Source organism: Pontibacter qinzhouensis (assembly GCF_008017455.1).
Classification (GTDB): domain Bacteria; phylum Bacteroidota; class Bacteroidia; order Cytophagales; family Hymenobacteraceae; genus Pontibacter; species Pontibacter qinzhouensis.
The window spans coordinates 1-6433 of record NZ_VRTY01000172.1; the positions used below are offsets into that span (position 1 = coordinate 1).

Below are 6433 nucleotides of genomic sequence, written 5' to 3' on the forward strand. Positions count from 1 at the left end.
ATGGCTTTTGTACAGGCCCTTGGCCCCGCAGGGCCCGCAACTTCGGAACGAAGTCTAGTGGGCTATACTTTATACCAAAATCACGCCTCCAGGGTTAACCTTTTATGGCCGGGACGGACAAGGCGAGCCCTAGGCTCGCCTTGTTAATGAGAACATCCAGTAGTGATTGATAATTAGTGAATCAAAGAATAACAAAACTACTACCATTGCCACCAGCGCTTCTTCTTAGCTTCAACTTCTTGGGGCTGCTCCTGGCTCTGTTGGGCTAAAAGCTTTCCAGCATTCAGATGCTGGTCACGCTTGAATATTTCTTGTTCCTGGCTCCACTTATCATGAAGCCGCTCCAGTTCCTTTTGTTTTTCCTCCCTGTATTCTGTAAACTGCCTCTCCAGACGTTCTATTTGTTGTTGCTGACTAGCTATTAATTTATCTTTTTCTTCAAGTCTTACCAGAAGGATTTCTGCTTGAATAACTTGATGCTTGTTATCATGTTTGTTATCACTGTTATCATTCGTGTTATCAATGATAACAGATTTGTTATCAAAAGAATACACTCCATTGACAAAGGAAGAACTAATAAGCAGGCCATTTACTTCTTTTTTAACATGCTCTTTAGCAGACACTTTCTTTGAAAGACGGCGAATAGTTATTTCTGATTTACCTGAACGGGCCGCAGCTTCAGCTAAAGTAATATAATCATCAATGTTATCAGATTTATTCATTTTGAGGTAAAATGATATCACGTGTTATCATCATGATAACAACACAAAAGTAGTAAAGTAGACAACTAATAGGTAACAAAAACAGGCATAAATAGCATTGAATTGCTCATAATATGCACACATTAGTACAACAAGATGTAACTTATAAAAACTCGTTTTTACCTGTGCCTAATAACTTGCTAAACATCGGAAAAGGGTATTCAATTAACCAATCTACAGCCCTTCATAGTCTTTCAAAACTTGTTGTTTAACAAAAAATCGATTTTAAGCCTCTATAAGCGCGGCAAATACTTCAGAGGTGTAGAACCATTCTTTTCTCTTGATCTTCTTTCTAATGGCAGGATATGACCTAACTAGGCCTAAAATTATGCTTGATGCTACCTGCATTTGATATAATTCAAGATTTCGCGCGCGCCCCCCAGTGCTCTTTTTTCCCTTTTGTTGTTTTTGCTTTTTTTCTGTCTGTGGTGTTGTTCCATCTGCCAATTTATTGAGTTCCCTAAACGCCTTACGCGCGCATGCGCGAAACACAACTTTGTGATATTTGTATCTATTTGTCTTATTTGCAGTGTCCATAAGAGTTTGATTATCAGATAAATGGACGAGCTAAAGGAAAGGTTTTATCAGTCAAAAGGAAAGGTTTTATCAGTGAAAGGAAAGGTTTTATCAGTGAAAGGGAAGGTTTTATCAGTCAAAAGGAAAGGTTTTATCAGTGGGAATATAATATTTAAGGAAAGATTTTCTTTATTTTCTTTCTTTTCAATATATTTGGTTAAACTTGAATAATATGACTCCTAAAATCGCAGCTGTTGAAATAAGACAGCATAATGCTATCACTACGGCCCGCTATGAAATGACAGCCTGTGAGATGGATATTGTTTTCTACTTGCTGTCTTTAATTAAGAAAGAAGATGAAAGAGGAATCATGTATCAGGTTAAGGTTAAAGACATGATGGCAATCACAGGTCGAGAGTGGCACTATAATCAATTTTTAGAAGCGACTTCTAACTTAAGAAGCCGGGAGTACATCATTGAAGATGAGAAAAGAGTACTTCAGGTAGGACTATTAGCCTCAGCTGAGTATATCAAAGGAGAAGGAGTTATAGAGCTGGAGGTGTCAGAGAAAGTCCGACCGTATCTGATAGACTTAAAAAGCAATTTTACCAGTTTCAGGTTACATGCTGCATTTAGCCTAACAAGCAAATATGCTAAACGCATCTATCAAATAGCCTCACAATGGAAAGATATAGGGGAGAGTAAAACCTTTTTGATTCACGATTTTAAAGTGATGCTGATGCTGAAAGATCCCAAAGGTAAGGAGCCTGAGCAGTATACTAAGCTATCGATGTTTAAGAAGTTTGTGTTGGATACTGCAGTAAACCAGATCAATGCACATACAGACCTTAAGATTAGCTATGAACTGATAAAAAAAGGCCGCTCCTATCAGAGTATAAGGTTTTATATTAATATCCAAGCTCCGAATCAATTACCTCTCCCCTTTGATCAGCCTATTGAAAATGCACGACATCAGCACGCCCAGCAGATCCTGGAAGACTTGGGTGTTAAAGATGCGAAGCTCGTTCAGCAGATACTTACAGACGAGAAGCTCATTGACAGCTTGTTCAAATTTAACTATGACCTTAAGACAGGCAGAGCAAAAGCAAATAAGAACCCTGCCGGCTTACTGCTCAAAGTACTGGGCTTGCGTTAGATAAGTTAAGAGGTAGTAACAAAAGGGAAGAAAGAGTAACTTTACTCCTCCAATTCGTAAATTTAGATCTATGACACAGCGTACCTATCGTATATTGCTTACACCGGAGGAAGAGGGCGGCTTCAGCGTGAGCGTGCCAACTCTTCCTGGCTGCTTCACCCAGGGCGAGACCATAGAGGAGGCCATTGAAATGGCCAGGGAGGCCATCAGCCTGTATGTCGAAAGCCTGGAGGCGGATGGAGAGCCTGTTCCGGATGACAGCAGGAGCCTGGAGTATTCCCTGACCCTGGCTTCCTGATGGGCATGAAGTCATACACTCCCAAGGAAATTGTCGCTCTACTGCTGGCGCGCGGCTTTGAGTTTGCCCGTGCCAAGGGAAGTCACCAGATTTACGTTAATCGTCAGAGCGGCAAGCGTACTGTCGTTCCCATGCACAGCAAGGATCTGAAGAAGGGAACCCTGCATGGTATTCTGAAGCAAGCCGGTATTGACCCGGATGAGCTTAATTAGGCACATAGAATTACAAAATCATGGCCATGTTCCATCTCCTTCCGGAGAGCTGATCACCGGCAGCATCCGAGAGTTCTGACACCTGGTGCTGGCACTCCCCTTATGGCCTCCAAACAGGACATTCCCCAGAAAGTGCCCTATTTAACATAAGAGTAGTTATCAGAAAAACCGCCCCCAGAAGCTGGAATCGCACTCCTTGTTTTTGGTACTTTCACGGGAGCTGAAACTTGCAAATAGCGGAGAAATGTATTTTAAATTATATATTAATGGCTATACAGGTTATTTATCAAAAAAGCTTTTAAAACGTCAATAGCAGTGACTTTCACAACATTAATATATAGCTTATACTGGATAAAATATTAAATATATGAAAGAATTATTGTTAAAATATTGCCCTTTTATATACAAGCTCTTGGAAAAAGATAGAAAAGTCTGGAAAAGAGTCGAGAAATTTCAGTCAAGGTTTGAAAATCTCACAAGTAACGGCAATCCTAATCAAAATATTCCTATTCATTGCATCTATGACTGGATGGCTTTAGCAGAATTAGGTAACAAGCAGGCTATAGACTTTTTAAAATTTATAGATACAACTGCTATAAAAGCCACTGAACAACTAAGTGAAAAATTTAGCAATGCAGTAAAAGAAATAGTAAGTGAGATTATTAAGGCATTTGATACAGATCTGTCCATAAGTAATAATCCAGCTTATTTAAACTACATAGGTGAGTTGGTTGGGCTACAAGCAATTACAAACCCAGGAAATAAAAAATTTGAACTCCTTGAAAGAGAATACAAATTACCTAATAATTTAAGTGCAGACTTTTACTTTCTAGACCTAGAAACCTCAAAAACAATACTTGTAGATTTTGTAAGTATTCACAATATAAAACCAGAACGAGTCGGAAGTCCTGATAATTTAAAGTTCCTCCTTTTAAACCGGATCAATAAAAAGCTAGAAAGTAAAACAATTAATTTAACTAAGAAAGAAAATAAAGTAGTATTAGAAGGCGGGCAAGAAATAAACTTTGCAATACTTCCAATTCTATGGAATGAACTTGCCGACTTAAAATTATATTCTGAAGTCTTCAGAGAACTGGATAAAAACTATCTAGATATTCTTCCATGCTGTTCCTTAGTACCGTCAGTAAACGAAAATGGAGATTATGAATTCGAGTTTAAAACTTTGAGTAGTATCTATGAATTCTACTCAATTAACTGAAAACATAACAGTACCCAAACCATGTGCATATGTGACCCATGCTGAAGCTGCGGGCTACGCATGGCATAAGTGTGTTAGTCCTGTTTACATAACATTAGCCTACAACAGGTAATATGTTCAATAGAGACCGTTTCTGGGATGGGTGCAATTCCGGATAGATAAGGGGGAGGGTGGCACTATGTTTATTTAGGATAAGAAAGCATGAAAATATATATTTAATATCTTTAATGAATTAAAAGGATATAAGATGCAGCTCAAGAAAGGTACACTATTTCTCATCGCTTTACTTTCTTTCTTTGTTAACCCTACTGAGAGCCTTGCTCAGATTATAAAGGGCCTTTCTTTTGGAAAGAACTATACAGCTGAACGAATAGCAGAAATATACTATGATAAGGACATTGACATAGAAGTTTTATATAATACTTGGTATAGAATAAAAGTGCCCCTCTCAGAAATAAAGTATCACTATCTGCTCATAGAGTTAGTGGACTACACTGAACAAAACGGAGGAAAATTGAATCGGGTGCTCTTGTCAAAGGTGCCACTTGAGGAGACAGACAAGCTGTTTTCAAAGTCCCTGTCCCTCTATGGGCAACCAAGCAATGGTTGGGAAGAGATTTCTGACTTCATACACCCTTCAGGGAGACGAATCGTGGATTATAGCAAAGTACTTATTTATGAAGATAAGTTCACAAAGGGAGATGGAATAGTAGTACAAATACATGCTAGAGACATGGATGGACTACATTCTTTTGAAATTCAATATCACAAGTCTATAGAGTCTATTAACTTGCCAACACCATATGGTGGCAACAGATGGAAAGTTTACAAAAAGCACGGTAGAACTATAACCGTGCATTAATTCCGGCTCCTCAGCTTTTGCGGCTCCCATATAACATGCCGCAACCTGTTTCACATTGAAACAGAACCACCAGTAAATGCCTTAAACAACCTTTTCCTAGCTGCGCGTCAGCGAGCTGAGCCACCCTTTGCGCGTGGGACATAAAGTGCTGTCACCTGCCCAGCCCCCTGCTCTTGCGCTGCTGGCGTGGCTCCTCCAGCCCTAGCGCCTTCCTCAGTTCCTGGAGGATGGTTTTGGCAAGCTCCCGCACCAGGTCTGCCGCCTTTTTCCGCAGTTCTTTGTAGAGGGATGCCTCCGGACTCAGCTCCACGCCCCACCGTTGCTGTATCTCCTGGTTGAAAATCCTTGTGATTTCCCCCGCTATGTGGTTTCGGGTTTCCTCCGAGTCATGCTTTTGGTGCCGCTCGTAATCCTCTCGGGTGGCTTTGCTGCTGTCTTCCAGTTGATAGATCCCCCGGTAGTATGCCTCTGCACCCTGCTTTAGATGCGTATCTGCCAGCTTCCGGACTTCCTCCTGAAAGAGCGTATTGGCAGCCTCCCGGATGGCTGCAGGGGCTTTCAACAGGGCGTAAGAGGAATCAAGGGTAATGCCGGCCTTGCCGGCCTGTAGGAGCTGCGCGGCGATACTTTGGGTGGCTTCTCTGTGCCTGGCTGCCTCTTGCTCGGCCTTGTGCTGGCTGGCCTGCGCATGCCGCACCTGATCGGTCCGGCGCTTGAGCTCGATGGCCGTGTCCGTTTTCTCCCTGGAGACGAATTTAAAGCGCTCCTGCACCTTTTCCTCGTAGCGGGCAGGGTTTATCCTGTCCAAAGCCGTGAGCTTCGGCAGATCGCTTAAAACAGCTTTCTGCGCCTGCTGCTGTTGCCCCAGGTACCAGCCCTCCGAGTTGTGGACGGCCTTGCTGCCCCGTACGCCCCGGGAGAGCCCGAAAGGCTCCATCGCTTTCGCGTAGCGGTCCTGGCGCTCGCTCATGTCCTTTCTGTTGCCCAGCAGCTTCTTGGCCGTCAGCTTGCCCTCCACCAGTGGCACCACCACCGCATGCAGGTGCGGGGTCTTCTCGTCCAGGTGCAGTGCCAGGCGCACCACGTTCTCTTTCCCGAACTCCTGGGTGACGAACTGGTAGTTGGCCTTCAGCCAGCCCTGCAGCTTCTCCGGATCTGCCTCGATAGCCTTCATGTCCTCGTGCGTGCCGGTGAAGACCAGCGAGAGCGCCCGCACCGCGTCCTTCCGGATGGCGGTGGTGCCGGTGTAGCCTTCGGCGATCCTGTCGGAGATGGCCGTGTGCAGCGGTTTGCTGCAGTGATCGGTCACGGCAAAGGACTGGTTGAGCTGCCGCCGCGCCGGGTCGGCGTTCTGGAAGGTGTGCTCCTGGCCCTCCTTGCGGTCGATGTGGTCTCCGAGGCCTGCTCCG

General features: G+C 43.4%; 8 protein-coding genes. 5 read left to right on the forward strand and 3 right to left on the reverse strand.

The window, feature by feature from the left end; all coding sequences use genetic code 11:
- Positions 1–200 precede the first annotated feature (200 nt).
- Positions 201–722, reverse strand: a complete 522-nt coding sequence (locus FVR03_RS23440; RefSeq protein WP_147924206.1) for a hypothetical protein — start codon at positions 720–722, stop codon at positions 201–203.
- 264 nt (positions 723–986) lie between these two features.
- Positions 987–1298, reverse strand: a complete 312-nt coding sequence (locus tag FVR03_RS23445) for a hypothetical protein (RefSeq protein WP_147924207.1) — start codon at positions 1296–1298, stop codon at positions 987–989.
- Between the two features lie 211 nt (positions 1299–1509).
- On the opposite strand from FVR03_RS23445, the gene FVR03_RS23450 reads away from it, so the two are divergent.
- The 5 genes from FVR03_RS23450 to FVR03_RS23470 all read left to right on the forward strand — a co-directional run bounded on the left by FVR03_RS23450 (position 1510) and on the right by FVR03_RS23470 (position 5024).
- Complete coding sequence (locus FVR03_RS23450) at positions 1510–2433, forward strand: replication initiation protein (RefSeq protein ID WP_147924208.1); 924 nt, start codon at positions 1510–1512, stop codon at positions 2431–2433.
- 70 nt (positions 2434–2503) lie between these two features.
- Positions 2504–2731 (forward strand): type II toxin-antitoxin system HicB family antitoxin, encoded by a 228-nt coding sequence (locus FVR03_RS23455; protein ID WP_147924209.1) that lies wholly within the window; start codon positions 2504–2506, stop codon positions 2729–2731.
- Positions 2732–2736: 5 nt separating this feature from the next.
- Positions 2737–2943, forward strand: a complete 207-nt coding sequence (locus tag FVR03_RS23460; protein ID WP_147924210.1) for a type II toxin-antitoxin system HicA family toxin — start codon at positions 2737–2739, stop codon at positions 2941–2943.
- A gap of 367 nt (positions 2944–3310) precedes the next feature.
- Entirely contained in the window at positions 3311–4162 is an 852-nt protein-coding gene (locus FVR03_RS23465; protein ID WP_147924211.1) for a hypothetical protein, read from the forward strand.
- Positions 4163–4409: 247 nt separating this feature from the next.
- On the forward strand, positions 4410–5024 hold the full coding sequence (locus FVR03_RS23470) for a hypothetical protein (protein WP_147924212.1): 615 nt from the start codon (positions 4410–4412) through the stop codon (positions 5022–5024).
- A 151-nt stretch (positions 5025–5175) separates the two neighbouring features.
- Here the strand turns inward: FVR03_RS23470 and mobV are convergent.
- On the reverse strand, positions 5176–6433 hold a 1258-nt coding region (gene mobV, locus FVR03_RS23475; RefSeq protein WP_187270284.1), incomplete at its 5' end, for a MobV family relaxase.